17 protein-coding genes and 1 riboswitch are annotated in these 14,473 nt (G+C 71.4%); of the genes, 5 read left to right on the top strand and 12 right to left on the bottom strand.

Annotated elements, in window-relative coordinates; translation table 11 throughout:
* Window positions 1–49: 49 nt before the first annotated feature.
* Window positions 50–1,078, bottom strand: a complete 1,029-nt coding sequence (locus ACHAAC_RS04700) for a 6-phosphofructokinase (protein WP_435714858.1) — start codon at window positions 1,076–1,078, stop codon at window positions 50–52.
* Between the two features lie 112 nt (window positions 1,079–1,190).
* On the bottom strand, window positions 1,191–1,943 hold the full coding sequence (locus ACHAAC_RS04695) for a lysophospholipid acyltransferase family protein (protein WP_435714857.1): 753 nt from the start codon (window positions 1,941–1,943) through the stop codon (window positions 1,191–1,193).
* Window positions 1,944–2,026: 83 nt separating this feature from the next.
* Here ACHAAC_RS04695 and ACHAAC_RS04690 point away from each other — a divergent pair, with 83 nt between their 5' ends.
* The gene (locus ACHAAC_RS04690; protein WP_435714855.1) at window positions 2,027–2,794 is read left to right on the top strand and encodes an alpha/beta hydrolase; all 768 of its coding nucleotides are present in this window, start codon (window positions 2,027–2,029) and stop codon (window positions 2,792–2,794) included.
* Entirely contained in the window at window positions 2,787–3,182 is a 396-nt protein-coding gene (locus ACHAAC_RS04685) for a hypothetical protein (RefSeq protein ID WP_435714853.1), read from the top strand. The genes ACHAAC_RS04690 and ACHAAC_RS04685 overlap by 8 nt, the downstream gene beginning before the upstream one ends.
* On the opposite strand, the gene ACHAAC_RS04680 is transcribed toward ACHAAC_RS04685, so the two are convergent.
* From ACHAAC_RS04680 to ACHAAC_RS04660, 5 genes are read right to left on the bottom strand one after another with little or no spacing between them, the layout of a single operon-like run.
* A complete protein-coding gene (locus tag ACHAAC_RS04680) occupies window positions 3,088–4,164 on the bottom strand; it encodes an ROK family glucokinase (protein ID WP_435714851.1) in 1,077 nt (358 codons plus the stop codon). The two genes, ACHAAC_RS04685 and ACHAAC_RS04680, sit on opposite strands and share 95 nt — an antisense overlap.
* 4 nt (window positions 4,165–4,168) lie before the next feature.
* Complete coding sequence (locus ACHAAC_RS04675) at window positions 4,169–5,158, bottom strand: ROK family glucokinase (RefSeq protein WP_435714849.1); 990 nt, start codon at window positions 5,156–5,158, stop codon at window positions 4,169–4,171.
* Window positions 5,155–5,424, bottom strand: a complete 270-nt coding sequence (locus ACHAAC_RS04670; RefSeq protein WP_435714847.1) for a hypothetical protein — start codon at window positions 5,422–5,424, stop codon at window positions 5,155–5,157. The genes ACHAAC_RS04675 and ACHAAC_RS04670 overlap by 4 nt, the downstream gene beginning before the upstream one ends.
* Window positions 5,414–5,848: an SRPBCC family protein gene (locus ACHAAC_RS04665; RefSeq protein WP_435714845.1), complete on the bottom strand. Its 435-nt coding sequence runs from the start codon at window positions 5,846–5,848 to the stop codon at window positions 5,414–5,416. Before ACHAAC_RS04665 ends, ACHAAC_RS04670 begins: the two co-directional genes overlap by 11 nt.
* The gene (locus tag ACHAAC_RS04660) at window positions 5,848–6,264 is read right to left on the bottom strand and encodes a hypothetical protein (RefSeq protein ID WP_435714844.1); all 417 of its coding nucleotides are present in this window, start codon (window positions 6,262–6,264) and stop codon (window positions 5,848–5,850) included. The genes ACHAAC_RS04665 and ACHAAC_RS04660 overlap by 1 nt, the downstream gene beginning before the upstream one ends.
* Before the next feature lie 60 nt (window positions 6,265–6,324).
* On the opposite strand from ACHAAC_RS04660, the gene ACHAAC_RS04655 reads away from it, so the two are divergent.
* Window positions 6,325–8,073 (top strand): AMP-dependent synthetase/ligase, encoded by a 1,749-nt coding sequence (locus tag ACHAAC_RS04655; RefSeq protein WP_435714842.1) that lies wholly within the window; start codon window positions 6,325–6,327, stop codon window positions 8,071–8,073.
* Here ACHAAC_RS04655 and ACHAAC_RS04650 read toward each other — a convergent pair.
* The 3 genes from ACHAAC_RS04650 to ACHAAC_RS04640 all read right to left on the bottom strand — a co-directional run bounded on the left by ACHAAC_RS04650 (window position 8,040) and on the right by ACHAAC_RS04640 (window position 10,744).
* Window positions 8,040–9,116, bottom strand: a complete 1,077-nt coding sequence (locus ACHAAC_RS04650; RefSeq protein WP_435714840.1) for a hypothetical protein — start codon at window positions 9,114–9,116, stop codon at window positions 8,040–8,042. The genes ACHAAC_RS04655 and ACHAAC_RS04650 overlap by 34 nt on opposite strands.
* Window positions 9,117–9,289: 173 nt before the next feature.
* Window positions 9,290–10,279 carry an NlpC/P60 family protein gene (locus tag ACHAAC_RS04645; protein WP_435714838.1) on the bottom strand — a complete coding sequence of 330 codons (990 nt, stop codon included), beginning with the start codon at window positions 10,277–10,279 and terminating at the stop codon, window positions 9,290–9,292.
* A gap of 5 nt (window positions 10,280–10,284) precedes the next feature.
* Window positions 10,285–10,449, bottom strand: a riboswitch (cyclic di-AMP (ydaO/yuaA leader).
* A gap of 73 nt (window positions 10,450–10,522) precedes the next feature.
* Window positions 10,523–10,744, bottom strand: coding sequence for a hypothetical protein (locus ACHAAC_RS04640; protein ID WP_435714836.1), 222 nt, complete (start codon window positions 10,742–10,744; stop codon window positions 10,523–10,525).
* A gap of 96 nt (window positions 10,745–10,840) precedes the next feature.
* On the opposite strand from ACHAAC_RS04640, the gene ACHAAC_RS04635 reads away from it, so the two are divergent.
* Window positions 10,841–12,553 (top strand): DEDD exonuclease domain-containing protein, encoded by a 1,713-nt coding sequence (locus ACHAAC_RS04635; RefSeq protein WP_435714834.1) that lies wholly within the window; start codon window positions 10,841–10,843, stop codon window positions 12,551–12,553.
* A 143-nt stretch (window positions 12,554–12,696) separates the two neighbouring features.
* Window positions 12,697–12,972 (top strand): Lrp/AsnC family transcriptional regulator, encoded by a 276-nt coding sequence (locus ACHAAC_RS04630; protein ID WP_435714832.1) that lies wholly within the window; start codon window positions 12,697–12,699, stop codon window positions 12,970–12,972.
* A 24-nt stretch (window positions 12,973–12,996) separates the two neighbouring features.
* On the opposite strand, the gene trpD is transcribed toward ACHAAC_RS04630, so the two are convergent.
* Both trpD and ACHAAC_RS04620 read right to left on the bottom strand, forming a co-directional pair.
* On the bottom strand, window positions 12,997–14,043 hold the full coding sequence (gene trpD, locus ACHAAC_RS04625; protein WP_435714830.1) for an anthranilate phosphoribosyltransferase: 1,047 nt from the start codon (window positions 14,041–14,043) through the stop codon (window positions 12,997–12,999).
* A 16-nt stretch (window positions 14,044–14,059) separates the two neighbouring features.
* The gene (locus ACHAAC_RS04620) at window positions 14,060–14,470 is read right to left on the bottom strand and encodes a hypothetical protein (RefSeq protein ID WP_435714829.1); all 411 of its coding nucleotides are present in this window, start codon (window positions 14,468–14,470) and stop codon (window positions 14,060–14,062) included.
* Window positions 14,471–14,473 lie beyond the last annotated feature (3 nt).

Raw genomic sequence — 14,473 nt, 5'->3', positions numbered from 1 at the left:
GCCGTCCTGCTGTGCCAGACCCTCCGGGGCCGGCGGTCGCCCCGTCGGCTCAGCCGAACAGGACCTCGGCCTCCTCGTACAGCTCGGGCCGGACCACCTTGAGCTCCTTGGTGCCCTCGCTCAGCGGTACCCGCACGATGTCGGTGCCGCGCAGAGCGGTCATGATGCCGAGGTCACCGTCGTGCACCGCTTGGATGGCGTGCAGCCCGAAGCGGGTCGCGAGCCAGCGGTCGAAGGCGGTGGGCGAGCCGCCTCGCTGCACGTGGCCGAGCACGACGGCGCGCGCCTCCTTGCCCGTACGGTGCTCGATCTCCGAGGCCAGCCGGTCACCGATCCCACCCAGCCGGACGTGCCCGAAGGCGTCCTTCGAGCCGCTCACGAGGGTCATCGATCCGCCCTCGGCGGGCACCGCACCCTCCGAGACCACGACGATGGGCGAGAACCGCGTCGCGAACCGGCTCTCCACCTGGGCGCACACCTTCTCGATGTCGAAGGGGCGCTCGGGGATCAGGATGATGTTGGCCCCCCCGGCAAGACCGGCGTGCAGGGCGATCCACCCGGCGTGGCGTCCCATGACCTCGACCACGAGGACGCGGTGGTGGGACTCGGCCGTGGTGTGCAGGCGGTCGATGGCCTCGGTGGCGATGTTCACGGCGGTGTCGAACCCGAACGTGAAGTCCGTGCCGGACAGGTCGTTGTCGATGGTCTTGGGCACGCCGACGACGGCCACCCCCAGGTCGGCCAGGCGTGCGGCGACGCCGAGCGTGTCCTCCCCGCCGATGGCGATGAGCGCGTCGCAGCCGTGCGAGGCGAGGGAGTCCTTGATGCGCTCGACCCCGCCGTCCACGGCGAACGGGTTCGTCCTGGAGGAGCCCAGGATCGTGCCCCCGCGCGGCAGGATCCCGCGCACCGCGTCGACGTCGAGCGTCATCGTGTCGTCCTCGAGCGGACCGCGCCACCCGTCCCGGAAGCCGACGAACTCATCACCGAAGGACTGCGCACCCTTGCGCACGACCGCTCGGATGACGGCGTTGAGCCCGGGGCAGTCGCCCCCGCCGGTCAACATCCCGACCCGCATCTGGTGCCTCCGCTTCAGTCGTACCGTTGGTTCTCGATCTCACCTGGCTTCGCACCGGGCGCCTTCGGCGCGAGACGCTCAACCCGTCCTGACGTTCGCTCGCAGGACTCGCTCAGTCAGGACGGATCTCGTCCCACACCTCGTCGGACTCGGCCCGGGCCTTCTCGGCCTCGGCCTCGCGCTCGATCTCCTTGGCCCGCTTCTTGGCGTCCTGGGCGTAGAGGTCCTCGTACTCCTGCCCGGACAGCCGCATGATCTCGTACATGATCTCGTCGGTGATCGCCCGCAGGATGAACCGGTCGTCCTGCAGGCCGTCGTAGCGGCTGAAGTCGAGCGGCTCGCCGAAGCGGACGCCGGGCCGGGCCATGCGCCCGAAGACCTTCCCGGGAGGCGCCACGACGTCGGTGTTGATGACCGCCACCGGGATCACCGGCACCTTGGCCTCCAGGGCCAGCCGGGCGACGCCGGTGCGGCCGCGGTAGAGCCGGCCGTCGTGCGAGCGGGTGCCCTCGGGGTAGATGCCGCAGACCTCACCCTCAGACAGCAGCCGGAGCTGGGTCGAGATGGCTCCGGCGGCGGCCGACCCACTCGACCGGTCGATGGGGACCTGGCCAGAGCCGGAGAAGAACTTCTTCTGGAACCAGCCCTTGATCCCGGGCGACTCGAAATACTCGGCCTTGGCGACGAACGTGACACGGCGCGGGACGACCAGCGGCATGAAGAGCCAGTCGCTGTAGGAGAGGTGGTTGCTGGCCAGGATCGCCGGACCGCTGGACGGGACGTGCTCGGTGCCCTCGGCCCAGGGACGGAAGATCAGCCTCAGCAGCGGACCCAGCGCCAAGAACTTCAGGAACCAATAGAACACTCGTCGCCTCCTCCAGCGTCATCCGGACTCTACTCGCACCGACGGCCCTGTCGTCGACGGACACGATGGGGGAAGATGGCAGCATGAGCACCGCGTCGTCGATCGTCCCCGGCGCCGAGCCGTACTCCACCGAGGGCGGCCGCACCGGCGTGCTGCTGAGTCACGGCTTCACCGGCTCCCCCGCCTCGATGGTGCCCTGGGGCCGGGCCCTCGCCGCCCACGGGCACACCGTTCGCGTGCCGCTCCTGCCCGGTCACGGGACGACGTGGCAACAGATGAACACCACCCGCTGGCAGGACTGGTACGACGCACTCGAGCACGAGCTCCTGGACCTGCGGACGCAGTGCGACCACGTCGTCGTCGGCGGCCTGTCGATGGGCGGCGCGCTGGCGCTGAGGCTCGCCGCGCTGCACCCGGAGGCCGTTGACGCCGTGGTCGTGGTCAATCCCGCGCTGGCCATGGGCGACCCGAAGCTCAAGGTCTTGCCGCTGCTGAAGTGGGTCGTCCCGTCGATCCCGGCGATCGGCGGCGACATCGCCAAGCCCGGCCAGGACGAGGTGGCCTACCCCCGCACGCCGCTCAAGGCGCTGCACTCCATGGTCCGCTTGTGGTCCGACATCATTCCGCGGCTGGGCGAGGTCACCACTCCGCTGCTGTTCTTCCGGGCGCCGCAGGACCACGTCGTCGACGGGCAGACGATCGAGCTCGTCCGCTCCCGCGTCGGGTCCAGGGTCGCGGAGTTCGTCGAGCTGCACGACAGCTACCACGTCGCGACGATCGATCACGACGCCGAGCTGATCGAGCGACGGTCGGCCGAGTTCATCGCCGAGCACGTGTCCCGCGATGGCTGAGCGCGACGAGGAGTTCGACGACATCGTCCGTCGGCTCGACCTCGACTGGGACGATCCCGGGCTCGTCCGCCGGCCCGAGCCCGAGCCCGACCGGGTTCCCGAGCTCGACCCGGCCGACGAGTCGGACCCGCCGGACGAGCAGTTCTACCGTCGGCTCCCGGACCGCCCCGCCCGCCCCTGGCACCGGGGCAGGGTGCTCGCGTGGGGCGGTGTCCTCGGCACCCCGGCGGTCCTCGTGCTCTGCACCATGGCCGGCGTCTGGCTGTCCGGGCCGGTGCTGCTGACGGCCGGGCTCACCTTCGTCGCCGGGTCGATCTACTTGATCTCCCAGCTGCCCGAACACGGACCCTCCCGCCCGGACTGGCCGGACGACGGCGCCGCGCTGTGATGCGAGCCATGTCGGCGGCACCGATGAGGCCGGCCTCCGGTCCGAGGTGCGCTCGGACGATGAGCGGCTCGGGACGGTAGCCGCGCCCGGTCAGCTGCTGGGAGAAGGCGGTCCGCGCCGGGGCGAGCAGGAGCTCGCCGGCATCGCTCACCCCTCCGCCGATCACGAACATGCCGGGGTCGAAGACCGCCGCGAGGTCAGCCATGCCGACCCCGAGCCAGTGGCCGACCTCGGCGATCGTCTCGGTGGAGGAGGCCTCCCCCAGCGCGGCGAGCTCGGTGAGGTGCCAGCCCTCGACCCGCTCGATGCTGCCGGCGAGCTCCAGCAGGCGTCGGCCGATGTCGGTGTCCTCCTCGACGGCGGCACGAGCGGCACGAGCGAGCACCCGCCCGCTGGCGTACTGCTCCCAGCAGCCACGGTTCCCGCACTCGCACGGCCGCCCGTCGGGCACCACCCGCATGTGACCGAACTCGCCGGCGATGCCGAACCGCCCGCGATAGGGCTGCCCGTCGATGACGAGCGCCCCGCCGATCCCCGTGCCGAGCGTGATGAGGACGAGGTCCGGCACGTTCTGCGCCGCCCCGAAGCGCCACTCGGCCCATCCGCTGGCGTTCGCGTCGTTGTCGACCAGCACCGGTAGGCCGGTCCGCCGTGAGGCTCGGTCGCGCAGGGGTTCGTTGCGCCAGGCGAGGTGGGGCGCGAACACGACGGTCGACTGGGAGGCGTCGACGAATCCGGCGGCGCCGATCCCGATGGACGTCACGTGGTGGTCGGTCCGCAACAGCTCGGTGACCTCGGAGATGGCCTCCACCACGGCGTCGGGCTCGGTGGTGGGCGTGTCCACCCTGGTCCGGGCCAGCACCTGCCCGTCCTCGTCGACGACCCCGGCGGCGATCTTGGTCCCGCCGATGTCGATCCCGATCGCGAGGCGTTGCGGGACGAGACGGCCCCTCGTCGGCTTCTGGTTGGTCCCCTGTGCCATCGGATCAGCCCCGCCCCGGCTCGGCATGGGACTCCCCGACCGTCACGATACGCCCGAGATCGGCCGCACCGACGAGCCCGGCGTCCTGCCCCAGCGTGGCCAGGCGGATCTCGGGGATCCTGCGGTGCGAGCGCGCCGGGAGGTGCTGCAGGAAGGACTCGACAACGGCATCGGTGAGCAGCGCCCCGGCCGCGCCCACGCCACCGCCCAGACCGATGACACTGGGATCGAGCACCGTCGCGAGGTCGGCGCAGCCCTCCCCCAGCCACCGCCCGAGGTCGCGCAGCAGCTCCAGGGAGAGCGGGTCGCCGGCCTGCGCCAGCTCCGTGACCATCGGGCCGGTCACCTGCTCGGCGGACCCGGCCCGCTCCACGAGGGGGCCACCACGGGGGTCGCTCGTCGCCCTCGCCCGCGCGTCCGCGACCAGGGCGGACCCACTCGCATACTGCTCGAAGCAGCCGCGCTGCCCGCAGCCGCAGGGCCGCCCGTCGCGCACCAGCCGCAGGTGGCCGATCTCCCCGGCCGCGCCGAACCCGCCACGCACGAGCGCACCTCGCTGGACGATGCCGCCACCGACGCCGGTACCGACCGTCACGAGCAGGAGGTCGCCTGCGTCCGCCCCGGCACCGAAGCGGAACTCGCCCCACGCGGCGGCGTTGGCGTCGTTCTCGACCACCACCGGCCGGCCCGTCAGGGCGGCGATGTCGGCGCCCAGCGGCTCGTCTCGCCAGTCGATGTTGGGGGCGAACGTCACTGTCGATCGGTCGACGGAGACGAACCCGGCAGCGCCCACGCCGATGCCCCCGATGCTTCCGCCGTCGGCGTGCTCGGTGCACAGTGCCTGCACGAGGTCAGCCACGGCCGCGGCGATCCTGCCGGCGTCCTCGGGCGTCGGGATCGAGCGGGAGCCCATGAGTCGTCCGTCCGCGGCCACCACGCCTCCGGCGATCTTGGTGCCGCCGATGTCGATGCCGACGCCGAGGTCCGCGCTCATCGCGAGGTCCCGGCAACGGCCTCGGAGAGCGTGTCCTGTGCCTCGCGGACCCAGCCCACCACCGTCTCGGCGACCTGCTCCACGAGCTCGGGGTGCTCGCGCACGAGCGTCACGACGGGGTGCGACATGCTCGAGCGCTCGGCCACGAGCTGCAGCAGCCGGGCCAGCTCCTCTCCCACGGTGCCGACCGTCGCTCCCCCGTCACCGGACCTGTCGTCGGACCCGTCGTCTCGGCGGTCGACGGGCTCGACGGGGTCAGCCGTCACGCTCCACCCGTCGCTTGAGTCCGCTCAGCGCGGTGTCGATGATGACCTTCTCAGCCTTGCGCTTGAGCATGCCGAGCAAGGGGACCGCGACGTTCACGGCCAGCTCGTAGGTGACCTTGGTGCCGCCGCCGACCGGCTCCAGCGCATAGCTGCCGTCCATCGACGTCAGCATCGAGCCCTTCTCGACCAGGCTCCAGGAGACGGAGCGGTCGCCGTCCCACGTGTAGGCGAGGTCGTACTCGTCACGGATCGGAGCGGCGTCGAGCACGAAGTGCACGCGATCGGGCCGGGAGGGGTCGCCCTCGACGACGTCCGCGCGGCGCACCCCGGTGGCCCAGTCCGGGTACGACTCGAAGTCCGCGATCACGTCCATGACGCGAGCCGGGTCAGCGTCGATGACGATGTCGCTGGCGGTGCGTGCCATCAGGCCTCCTCCGGGTCGCGGTTCACCGGACTCATCGTAGTGGTCCCCTCCCCCGGGTCCGGCGGCACCACCGCGGCAGGTCGAGCGACGTCGTGACCTCGCTTGACGTCGAGCACCCAGCGCTTCAGCGGGGCGGCCCATCGGCGGTGCGCTGCGGCCGAGGACGACCGGCGCACCGGGTCGGCCTGGAGGAAGACGTGGACCACCACGCCGCGGTGCGCCTGCTCCAGCCACACCTCGGCGGTCCCGCGCAACGGTCCGCCGACGTCCCACCGGACGCCGAGCAGGCCCCGGTCCTCCCGCGGCGTCACCGGGATGTCGAGACGGGCCCAGGCCAGCTCGTCGCACAGCACGGCCCTCAGCTCCGCGACCGGAGCCACCACGAACGTCTGGTCCAGCAGGTCCAGCAGGGGCACCGTGCACACCTTCCCGTGCGCTCTGCAGCGCACCGATCCTTGGGAGGTAGCCTGCCGTACGTGGTGACCAACGACGACCGCGACCTCGGCGACCTGACCCTGGACATCCTTGATCGACTGCAGTCCGACCCGGACTCCGTCGCCCTGGCCCGGCGCGGCCCGGACGGCTGGACGGACGTCCTCCTGCGCGAGTTGCACGCCGAGGTCGTGCAGGCCGCCAAGGGGCTCCTCGGCGCGGGGGTCCGGCCCGGGGACCGCGTCGTGCTGCTGTCCAAGACGCGCTATGAGTGGACCGTCCTCGACTACGCCATCTGGTGGGTCGGCGCCGCGACGGTCCCCGTCTACGAGACGTCCTCCGCCGAGCAGATCGGGTGGATCCTCGCCGACTCCGGCGCCGTCGCCGCCGTCGTCGAGACCGGCGAGCACCGCCAACGCCTGGAGCTGGCCCGCGGCGAGACGTCGAGCCTGGAGCACGTCTGGACCATCGAGGCCACGAACACCGACCGTCCGGCGCTGGAGGCCCTGGCCGGGGCGGCTGCCGACGTCACGGACGACGAGCTCGAGCAGGCCCGCGGCACGGTCGGGTCCGAGACGCTCGCCACCCTGATCTACACCTCGGGCACGACCGGTCGCCCCAAGGGCTGCTGCCTGACGCACGGCAACTTCCGGGCAGAGCTGGACGGTGCATTGGAGCAGCTGCCCGACCTGTTCGGCCGTGAGAACGCCTCCACCCTGTTGTTCCTCCCCCTCGCCCACGTCTTCGCCCGGATCATCCAGGTCGGCGCGATCCGTTCCGGCGCCCGGCTCGGGCACACCGCGGACGTCAAGGACCTCGTCGAGCACCTTGGCGAGTTCCAGCCGACCTTCGTGCTGGCCGTCCCGCGGGTCTTCGAGAAGGTGTTCAACTCCGCGAGCGCCAAGGCCTACGCCGAGGGCAAGGGACGGATCTTCGACCGGGCCGTCAAGACGGCCATCGCGCACAGCAAGGCGCGGGACGACGGCCGCCCCGGCCCGCTGCTGAGGGCGCGCCACGCCCTCTTCGACCGGCTGGTCTACGGCAAGCTGCGCGACGCCCTCGGCGGTCATGCCGAGTGGGCCATCTCCGGTGGCGCACCGCTGGGCGAGCGGCTCGCGCACTTCTACCGTGGGATCGGTGTCACGGTGCTGGAGGGCTACGGCCTCACCGAGACCACCGCCGCCCTGTGCGTGAACACCCCCGACGAGCAGCGCATCGGCACCGTCGGCCGGCCTTTCCCCGGCACCGAGGCCCGCGTGGCCGGTGACGGCGAGCTCCTCTTCCGCGGCCCCCAGGTCTTCTCCGGCTACTGGCGCAACGACGATGCCACCGCCGAGGTGCTCGACCCCGACGGATGGTTCGCGACGGGTGACATCGGCGACGTCGATGACGACGGGTACGTCCGTGTCACCGGCCGCAAGAAGGAGATCCTGGTGACCGCGGGCGGCAAGAACGTCGCCCCTGCCGTGCTGGAGGATCGCGTCCGCGCCCATTCCTACGTCAGCCAGTGCCTCGTGGTGGGCGACGGCAAGCCGTTCATCGCCGCCCTCGTCACGATCGACACCGAGTCCTGGGAAGGGTCGCTGGAGGACCCCGGCCTGCAGGCGGAGGTCCAGAAGGCCGTCGACGAGGCCAACACCCAGGTCTCGCAGGCCGAGTCGATCCGTACGTTCGTGATCCTGCAGGACGACTGGACCGAGGACAACGGGTACCTGACCCCCTCGTTCAAGGTGAAGCGCAACGCGGTGCTGCGCGACTATCACGACACGGTCGAGGCACTCTTCATCAGATAGTCCTGCCACTGCTCGGTGAGCCGGGCCAGCGAGCGGCCGAGGTGCTCGCGCGCGGCCGCCTCGACCTCACCCCCGGCCAGCACGTCCTCGTAGAACGCGACGACGTCGTCGTCCGGGACGTCCTGCTCGTCGAGCATGCGAAAGGCCATCCAGGCTCCTTCGTACACGGCACCGATGCCATGCTCTGCGGAGTCGAAGTCAGCCTGGGCCGGTAGCCGCTCCGGGGGGCCGTCCTGCTCCACCTGGCGCAGGACCTGACCGGCGCTGAGCGCCAGGGGTGCGTCGTCACCGCGCAGGGCCACCCAGTCGGCGAATCCTTCGGCGACCCACGTCTCGACCTCCGCACCGATGATGCCGGTGAGCTGGTGCACGGCCTCGTGACTCACCACCACCTGGGCGGCTCGGGCGTCCATCGTCTCGAAGAGAGCAGGGTTCAGGATGATGATCCGCGCGCTCTCGCGGGTGCCGTCGACCGTCGTCGTGACCGCCGCGATCCGCTCCATCTCCTGCTCGGACCGACCGAGCAGGTCTGCGGCCCCTCGCACCGTGGGGGGCGAGACCACCGTGAGGTCGCCACGAGTGGAGGGCAGCACCTCGCGCACCGTGCGGCCGGCCTGCTCGGCCAGCGCACCCACGGCCAGGTCCTCGTCCCCGCCGTCGACCCGCACGACCGCCGCTCCCTCGCCCCGATCGACGTCGATGCTGCCCGCGAGCCACAGTGGCACGGGATCCTCCCCGGCGTGCGCCGCGCGGATCTCGATGCGGCCACCACTCAGCCCCGCCACACGCAGCGTGAGGGTCGCGTCCCGCACCGTGGTGCCTGCCACGACGGAGTCCCCCGTGGCCGTCCATGATGCCCTGACCCGGGCGGTCGCGGTGCCGTCCAGGCTGTCGGCCACCTCTGCGCTGCCCACGAGCCTGAGCTCGACGTCCGTGACCTCGAGCGCGGTGCGGGCGTCCCAGGCGTCGGTGGCGAAGTCCCGCCCCGCCTCACCGGGGCCGGCGGCCTCGACGAAGGAGTCCTCGGTCTCCGCGCGGGACATCGCCCGCAGCATGGTGTCCAGCTGGCTGCCTGCGTCAGCGGGCAGCGCGACCTGCTCGGCGGACGGCTCGTCCTGCGACCACGGCTGCTGCCACAGCAGAAGGCCCCCGCCCAGCCCGAGCAGGACGAGTCCTGCGACGAGGTTGGGCGAGGGCCGCCGCCATGGCGCGATGGTCAGCCGATCCGGGCGGCCTTGGTGAAGCGCGGGATCATGCTGGCGACCCGGACGGGCGAGGAGGAGTTCGCGGCCTCGATGACCTGACCGTTGCCGACGAACATGGCCACGTGGGACATGTCGCCGTAGAAGACCAGGTCGCCGGGCTGGAGGGAGCCCATGGAGACCTCCTGGCCGGCGGAGAACTGGGCACCGGCGACGCGCGGGATGGACGCGCCCGCGGCCGCGTACGCACCCTGCATGAGACCGGAGCAGTCCCAGCCGTCAGGGCCGGTCCCGCCGTAGACGTAGGCGTCACCCAGCTGGGCACGGGCGAACTCGATGGCCTTGCCCGCCCTGCCGCTGGCGTCCACGTCGCCGAGCTCGACGTCGGCCTCGTCGGTGGCGCTCGCTCCGGTGACCTCGGCCTGCTGCTCGGACTCGAGCTCGGCGAACTGGGCCTCGGTCTCCTCGTGCTTGGCCTTGCGGTCAGCCAGGGTCTTGTCCAGCTCCTTGCGGTCCGCGGACAGCTCGGCCTTGCGGTCCTTCATGGCCGTCCGGCGGTTCTCCATCTCACGGGCGACCTCCTGGAAGGCGCCGAGCTCCTGGGCACGCGTGGTGTCCAGAGCGAGCTGGGCGCCGATCGCGTCGAGGAACGCTTCCGGGTCCTCGCTGCCGAGCACGCTGACCGAGGCACCGAGCGGTGAGTCCATCTGCTGCTGGACAACGGACTGGCCGAGGACGTCGCGCTGACGGTTGTACTCGGCCATCTGGTCGTCGATCTCGCCCTCGAGGTCGGAGATCTCGTCCTGGGTCTCCTCGAGGTCGGCGGAGATCGCGTTGACCTTCTCATTGACCTTGGAGAGCTCGGCGTAGGCGGCTCTGACGTCGTCGGCGGAGACCTCTGGGTCGGCGGTGGCCGAGCTGGCGATGAGTCCGGTGGTCAGTACTGCTGCGGCGGAGGCGGCGATCAGGCCGCGCATCCGGATGCTGGTGTCGTGTCGGAGCACGCACTCTCCTCAGTCCTCGTCGCCTACCGGGTGAGCTGACGGGTTCGGGCCAAGGTCGCCCTACGACGAAGGTCTTGCGACCTCCACCGATTCACCCCAAAGACCATGTGGGTCCCCGGCTCGGCACGACGCGCTTCCCCACGTTCGCACCGACTCGGCGGCGCACCCGATGTCGACCAGGTGGGTCGGCATACCCCGGGCACACGAGAAGGCAGTCTAGGGGGGCACGGTGGCGGTCTCAACTCACCCCGCCTCGAGGTGTGGAGATGTGACGGGAGTCACCAGGCGCAGCGGGGGGACGAGACCGCCCTTGGCGAGCTCGTCCAGGGCGTCGACCTCCTCGGACTCCAGGTGGATGCCCTGGGGCGGCCCCCCGAGCAGGACGGTGACGACGCAGTCCCCGCAGGCGCTGGGGCTGCGCACGAGGCAGTGGTCGCAGTCTATGACGACGGAATCGTTGCTCATGACGACGACGCTAGGGCCGCACCACGACACAAATCGATCATGCGTGCGGCCCGGGACACGTCTGACTGTCGGAGGTCGCGCCTAGCGTCTGGCCGCGTGAGCACCGCACCGCCAGCCCTCTACGCACAGGCCTGCTTCGACGACCTCGGCCGACTGCTCCGCGACGTCACGTTCTGCGTCGTCGATCTGGAGACCACCGGAGGGTCTGCGGCCAAGGGCTCACGCATCACCGAGATCGGCGCGGTGAAGGTCCGCGGCGGGGAGGTCGTCGGCGAGCTCCAGAGCCTCGTCAATCCCGATGAGTCCATCCCCGCCTTCATCACGGTCCTCACCGGCATCACCGACGCGATGGTCGTCGAGGCGCCGCGAATCGCCGAGGTCCTGCCCAGCTTCCTGGAGTTTGCCGCCGGGACGGTGCTCGTCGCCCACAACGCCCCGTTCGACACCGGCTTCCTGAAGCATGCCGCGCGCGAGCTGGGCATCACGTGGCCGCGCTTCGAAGTGCTGGACACGGCCGTCCTCGCACGGCGTGTTCTGCTCTCCGGTGAGACCCGCAACGTCAAGCTCGCGACCCTGGCACAGCACCTCGGTGCCAGCACCACACCCGACCACCGGGCACTGTCGGACGCCCGAGCCACGGTCGACGTCCTGCACGCCCTGCTGGAACGCCTGGGCCCGTTGGGCGTGGACTCGCTCGAGGAGCTCATGGCATACACCTCACGGGTCCGGCCGGAGCAGCGACGCAAGCGCCACCTCGCCGACGCCGTCCCCAACGCGCCCGGCGTGTACCTCTTCCGCGACCGGAACGACGAGGTGCTCTACGTGGGCACGTCACGCGACCTGCGGCGCCGGGTCCGCAGCTACTTCACGGCCTCGGAGACCCGTACGCGGATGGGCGAGATGGTGATGCTCGCCGACCGCGTGGACTCCGTCGTGTGCGCCACCGCGCTGGAGGCCGAGGTCCGTGAGCTGCGGCTCATCGCCCGGCACCGTCCGCCGTACAACCGGCGCTCGAAGTTCCCCGACCGCGTCTCGTGGCTCAAGCTCACCCGTGAGGCCTGGCCCCGCCTGTCCGTGGTCACGCGGGTCATCGACGACGACGCCGACTACCTCGGGCCGTTCCGGCGACGCAGCCTCGCCGAGGACGCCATGACCTGCCTGCACGAGGTCTTCGGCATCCGCCAGTGCACACCGCGCCTGCCCAGGACTCCCCGCGGCAACGCGTGCGCGCTCGCGGAGATCGGTCACTGCCTCGCCCCGTGCGACGGCTCGGTCACCGCGGAGGTCTACGCAGCGGAGGTGCTGCGCGTGCGCCGTGCCATGACCGCCGACCCCGACACGGTCGTCGCTGCCGTGACCCGTCACCTGCGTGAGCTGTCCGAGCACGAGCGCTACGAGGACGCCGCCCGCCGGCGCGACCGGATGGCGGCGCTGCTGCGGGGCGTGGACCGGACCCAGCGGCTGCGTCAGCTCACCGAGCAGCCCGAGATCGTGGCTGCCGCGCCCCGGCGGGACGGCTGGGAGATCCACGTGGTGCGCCACGGCAGGCTCTGCGCCACGGGAGTCATGCCCCACGGCACCGTCCCCGGGCCCTGGGTCGACGCCCTCCTCGCCACGGCCGAGACGGTCGCCCCGGGCCTTGGACCCACGCCGGCGGCGACGGCCGAGGAGACCGAGTGCGTCCTGCGGTGGTTGGAGCAGCCCGGCCTGCGCATGGCCCGAGGCACCTGGCACGCGTCCCTGCACTCCGCCGCCCGCCACCTCGCCCTGCTGCCGCCCCCTGAGCCACCAACCCCACGGGCCTCCTGATTCCCATGTCGACATGGGAACCAGCACAGCTGCATGGGATTCTCGCCTCTGCACGGGTTGCTTCCCGTGCAGACGCAAGAATCCCGTGCAGACCGCGGACGAGCAGACGATTGAGACGGGCGAGACGCGTCTAGGGTGGAGGGGTGATCACCGCGATTGTCTTCATCGAGGCCGACGTCTCCCGCATCTCCGAGGTCGCCGCCGAGCTCGCGGACCTCGACGGCGTGAGCGAGGTATACTCCGTCACCGGCGACCTCGACCTCGTCGCCATGGTCCGCGTCCGCGAGATCGACGACGTCGCGTCGGTCGTCGCCGACCGGGTCAACAAGGTCGAGGGCGTGCTCGCGACGCAGACCCAGATCGCCTACCGGGCGTACAGCCAGCACGACCTCGAGGACGCCTTCAGCATCGGGCTGTGACCCGAGCGACCCAGCATCGGGGGGTCATCGCGGCGGAGCGAGGTCCTGCGTGGCGGTCGCCCAACGCTCCAGCACGTCCCCGGCAGCACCGGAGTCGATGGACTCGGCTGCCCGCTCCATGCCCGCCGCGATCACCTCGGTGAGATCGCCCTGTCCCCCGGCGTGCGCGGCGATGGCAGCGCCGGCGTTGAGCAGGACGGCGTCGCGCACCGGCGAGATCTCCCCACTCAGCACCCGTCGGAAGACATCGGCGTTGTACGTCGGGTCCCCGCCACGCAGCGCGTCGGCCGACGACAGCTCGACGCCCAGGTGCGTCGGATCGACCACGCCCTCCACGACCTCGCCGCCCCGCACGCGCCAGGCCCGGGTCGTGGTGGTCGTGGTGATCTCGTCGAGCCCGTCATCGCCACGAAAGACGATGGCGTCGTGACCGCGTGCGGCGAAGACCTGCGCCATGAGGGGCGCCATCCGTGCGTCGGCGCAGCCGATCGCCGAGGCCTGCGGCTGGGCCGGGTTCACCAGTGGCCCCAGGAAGTTGAAGGTCGTGGCGATGCCGATCTCGCGCCGCACCGGTCCGGTGTGCCGGAACGACGGGTGAAAGACCGGAGCGAAGCAGAAGGTGATGCCGGCCCGCTCGAGGACGTCGAGGATGTGCTCGGCAGGGACGTCGAGCCTGATCCCCAGCACCTCGAACACGTCGGCGGTGCCGCTCGCGCTGGAGGCGGCCCGGTTGCCGTGCTTGACGACGCCGATGCCCGCTCCGGCCACCGTGACCGCTGACATCGAGGAGATGTTGACCGTCTTGGCCCGGTCACCCCCCGTCCCGACGATGTCGACGACCCGACCGGGGACGTCGAGCAGGGTGGCGCGGTCCAGCATCGCCGAGACGAGCCCCTGCAGCTCCGCCAGCGTCTCCCCCTTGGCGCGCAGGCCGACGGCGAACGCAGAGATCTGCGCAGGCGTCGCCTCGCCGCGGAGGATCTCCTCCATCGCCCAGGCGGTCTGGGCACTGTCGACGTCCTGCCCTGCGACGAGCGCGGTCAGGAGGTCGGGCCAGGAGTGCTCGGCCATGGTCGGGTCTGTCCCCTCAGCCGGGCGCGAGCACGCCGCGGGCGAGGGCGATGACCGCCTCCGCCAGCCGCAACGGCTCGATCGGGTGGGGCACCGCGGCCTCGGCACGCGACCACGTCGCCAACCAGGCGTCCTGGGGACGCCCGGTGAGCACGAGCACGGGAGGTGCCTGGAAGATCTCGTCCTTCATCTGGCGGGCCATGCCCAGGCCGCCGACGGGGACGGCCTCGCCGTCCAGGATCACCAGGTCGGGACGACCACGCCGCTCGTCGAGGTGCTGCCACACGACGGGCTCGGTGGCGCACTCGACGTACTCAAAGGCAGGGAGGTCCGGATGCGGACGGGCTCCCAGCGCTGCGATGACGGCCTCGCGGACGTCTCGGTCGTCGCTGTAGATCAGGACGCGTAGGGCCTCGTGCTCAGTCACGAT

This window comes from Aeromicrobium sp. CF4.19 (assembly GCF_051262555.1).
Taxonomy (GTDB): Bacteria; Actinomycetota; Actinomycetes; order Propionibacteriales; family Nocardioidaceae; genus Aeromicrobium.
Note: the sequence above shows the minus strand (reverse complement) of the source record. Positions and strands in the feature narration are given on the sequence as shown.

Coding starts and splice junctions, on each gene's coding strand:
- ACHAAC_RS04685 (WP_435714853.1), top strand. CDS start 2,787: ATGGCTGAGCGCGACGAGGAGTTCGACGACATCGTCCGTCGGCTCGAC.
- trpD (WP_435714830.1), bottom strand. CDS start 14,043: ATGGCCGAGCACTCCTGGCCCGACCTCCTGACCGCGCTCGTCGCAGGG.
- ACHAAC_RS04680 (WP_435714851.1), bottom strand. CDS start 4,164: ATGGCACAGGGGACCAACCAGAAGCCGACGAGGGGCCGTCTCGTCCCG.
- ACHAAC_RS04690 (WP_435714855.1), top strand. CDS start 2,027: ATGAGCACCGCGTCGTCGATCGTCCCCGGCGCCGAGCCGTACTCCACC.
- ACHAAC_RS04650 (WP_435714840.1), bottom strand. CDS start 9,116: ATGTCCCGCGCGGAGACCGAGGACTCCTTCGTCGAGGCCGCCGGCCCC.
- ACHAAC_RS04665 (WP_435714845.1), bottom strand. CDS start 5,848: ATGGCACGCACCGCCAGCGACATCGTCATCGACGCTGACCCGGCTCGC.
- ACHAAC_RS04675 (WP_435714849.1), bottom strand. CDS start 5,158: ATGAGCGCGGACCTCGGCGTCGGCATCGACATCGGCGGCACCAAGATC.
- ACHAAC_RS04640 (WP_435714836.1), bottom strand. CDS start 10,744: ATGAGCAACGATTCCGTCGTCATAGACTGCGACCACTGCCTCGTGCGC.
- ACHAAC_RS04700 (WP_435714858.1), bottom strand. CDS start 1,078: ATGCGGGTCGGGATGTTGACCGGCGGGGGCGACTGCCCCGGGCTCAAC.